This is a genomic window from Accumulibacter sp. (assembly GCF_029255285.1).
Classification (GTDB): domain Bacteria; phylum Pseudomonadota; class Gammaproteobacteria; order Burkholderiales; family Rhodocyclaceae; genus Accumulibacter.
Genome location: NZ_JAPUVI010000065.1, coordinates 1 through 2,708 on the forward strand (window position 1 = coordinate 1; position 2,708 = coordinate 2,708).

A 2,708-nucleotide genomic window follows, 5' to 3' on the forward strand; every position below is an offset into this window, starting at 1 on the left:
ACGGTCCGGTCGTCGGGCAGCTTGGCGGTGACGGTGACGGTCAGGGCCACTTCGAACACGCCTTCGTCGACGCCGTTGCCTTCAGTGCGCAACTGGACATTGATCTGAGGCGCTTCGCGTTCGAGGTAGATCTGCGGTGCGTGCGGCACTTCGACGGATAGATCCTTGACGTAGAGCTTTTCGATGGAGAAGACGGGTTGGGCGTTTTCGGACATGGTGGTTTTTCCGGTTGAGAAAGAGTTGGCGGATGTCGCAGGCTGGGGTGTTGCTCAGGCGGTTTCGCCACGCAACAGTGCGTCGAGCTTGCCTTCGTGGTCGAGTGCGAACAAATCGTCGCAGCCACCCACGTGGAAGTCGCCGATGTAGATCTGAGGGACGGTACGCCTGCCGGTGCGCGCCATCATTTCGTCGCGTCGTGCCGGATCGGTATCGATGCGGACTTTGTCGATCTCGGTGACGCCCTTGCGGCGCAACAGACCTTCGGCACGCACGCAGTAGGGGCAGACAGCGGTGGAGTACATCAGGATTTTCGGTTGCATGATTATTTCTTCTTTCGGCTGATCGGCATTCCGGCTTGCTCCCAGGCGCCGATACCGCCTTCGAGATTATGGACGCTGGCAAAGCCCGCTTTCTTCAGGACGGTGCAGGCGGAAGCCGAGCGGCCGCCGCTCTGACAGTTGACGATAACAGGCTTGTCCTTGAATTTTTCAAGTTCGCCGATGCGCTTTTCGAGGTCGGCAAGGGGGATGTGGCGGGCATTCAGGATGTGGCCGGAAGCGAACTCCCCCGCCTCGCGCACGTCAATGACGAGCGCGTCGTCGCGGTTGATGAGTGCGGTCGCCTCGGCCGGAGAAACTCCGCGGCCTCCGCGCAGGGAGGTGATGACGAGCAGGGTGCCGCTAACGGCTGCAAGCGCAGCCCAGTACCAGTGTTGCTGGATGAATTCCACGAAACTGACTCCAGGTGGGGAGGGAAAAGAATGGATGGGGATCGATTGAAACGAGGTGCGAAAACGCGGCCTAGGCTCTTTCGTTGCCGCAAAAGACTTCGCGCATCATCGCAATGAGTTGCAGTGTGCGTGGGTCGCCGACACGGTAAAAAACACGGTTGGCATCCTTGCGGGTGAGCAGCACGTCCTTGTCGCGAAGAATGGCGAGATGCTGGGAGATGTTGCTTTGCGAGGTTCCGACGGCGTCTACGATGTCCTGCACACAGGCTTCCTCGGCTCCGATCACGCAGAGAATCTTCAAGCGCAGCGGATGGGAAATGGCCTTCAGTGCCCGAGCGGCGGTCTCGATGTGCTCCTGATTGGCGATAAGGTCGGCGGTCGTCTTCACAAAATCGGCGGCTATCAAAGCACTTTAATATTATAAAATAACACCTTTTCCAGCGACAGTGCGGCTCGCCGTGAGACGTGCAGGTCGAGCGCTGTCATGCCCCAAGCGGCGCGGAGAACAAAGGCCCGTCCGGGGCGTCATTGAGACGGGCAGTTCCGCCGGGCGAGCCTGGAACCTTTCCGGTTTATACTCATCACGCTATTTATGGTCCGCCCGCTTCCGGGCGGGGTGGCGTCGTAAAAGGGCTGTAGGCCCCGGCGTCCTGACGGAGACTTTATGCGCAGCAAACTGCAACAAGCCGGCCTGGTATTTACCGGGCTTTGTGCCGGGGTTCTGATCAGTCTCAACTTCTCGGCCAATGCGGACAAGTCGCCGCTTGCTCCCCTTCCGGTGGAGGAATTGCGCAATCTCGCCGACGTTTTCAATGCCATCAAGCAGGGTTACGTCGAGCCTGTCGAAGACAAGAAGCTGATTACTCATGCAATCAGCGGAATGCTTTCCAATCTCGACCCCCATTCCGCTTATCTCGACGCCGAAGCCTTCAAGGAACTGCAGGTTGGGACGCAGGGAGAATTCGGTGGGCTGGGGATTGAAGTCGGGTCCGAGGACGGCTTCGTCAAGGTGATTTCCCCGATCGAGGATACACCGGCCTTCCGGGCAGGCGTCAAGGCGGGCGACTTGATCATCAAGCTCGACGACACGTCGGTCAAAGGCATGTCTCTGAACGACGCCGTCAAGCGCATGCGCGGCAAGCCCAAAACGAGTATTACCCTCACCATCGCGCGAAAGGGCGAAACCAAGCCTGTCGTCGTCACCCTGGTGCGCGAGGTGATCAAGGTTCAGAGCGTCAAGTCCAAGATCGTCGAACCGGGATACGGTTATGTGCGTGTCGTGCAGTTCCAGGAACAGACTGCGGCTTCCCTCGTCCAGCATCTGGACAGGCTCGTCAAGCAGGGCGACTTGAAGGGACTGGTGCTCGATCTGCGCAACGATCCGGGCGGCCTGCTGCATGGCGCGGTCGGCGTTTCGGCCGCTTTTCTGCCGCCGCAGGCGCTGGTGGTGTCGACGGACGGTCGGGCGGAGGATTCCAAGCGCAAGTATCTGGCTGTGCCCGAAGATTATCTGCGTGGCTCCCGCGACGACTACATCAAGAACGTGCCGGCTTCGATCAAGACCGTTCCGATGGTGGTGCTGGTGAATGGTGGATCGGCGTCCGCATCCGAGATCGTTGCGGGTGCGCTGCAGGACCACAAACGCGCCGTCGTGATGGGTACCCAGAGTTTTGGCAAGGGGTCGGTACAGACCATTCTTCCGCTCAACAGCAATGCCGCCATCAAGCTCACTACGGCGCGTTACTTCACGCCGAGCGGA

General features: G+C 59.6%; 5 protein-coding genes. 1 reads left to right on the forward strand and 4 read right to left on the reverse strand.

What is annotated here, in order from left to right; genetic code table 11:
* From Q1M07_RS08265 to Q1M07_RS08280, 4 genes are all read right to left on the reverse strand, one after another.
* A partial coding sequence (locus Q1M07_RS08265; protein ID WP_300452892.1) for a protein-export chaperone SecB occupies positions 1-215 on the reverse strand: 215 nt, incomplete at its 3' end.
* Between the two features lie 54 nt (positions 216-269).
* Positions 270-539, reverse strand: coding sequence for a glutaredoxin 3 (gene grxC, locus Q1M07_RS08270; protein ID WP_300452894.1), 270 nt, complete (start codon positions 537-539; stop codon positions 270-272).
* A gap of 2 nt (positions 540-541) precedes the next feature.
* Positions 542-949: a rhodanese-like domain-containing protein gene (locus tag Q1M07_RS08275; RefSeq protein ID WP_300452896.1), complete on the reverse strand. Its 408-nt coding sequence runs from the start codon at positions 947-949 to the stop codon at positions 542-544.
* A 70-nt stretch (positions 950-1,019) separates the two neighbouring features.
* A complete protein-coding gene (locus tag Q1M07_RS08280; RefSeq protein ID WP_300452898.1) occupies positions 1,020-1,337 on the reverse strand; it encodes a metalloregulator ArsR/SmtB family transcription factor in 318 nt (105 codons plus the stop codon).
* A gap of 276 nt (positions 1,338-1,613) precedes the next feature.
* Between Q1M07_RS08280 and Q1M07_RS08285 the strand changes: the two genes are divergently transcribed.
* A partial coding sequence (locus Q1M07_RS08285; RefSeq protein WP_300452900.1) for a S41 family peptidase occupies positions 1,614-2,708 on the forward strand: 1,095 nt, incomplete at its 3' end.

Excerpts from the sequence above, each read along its gene's own strand:
- grxC (WP_300452894.1), bottom strand. The coding sequence starts at position 539 with ATGCAACCGAAAATCCTGATGTACTCCACCGCTGTCTGCCCCTACTGC.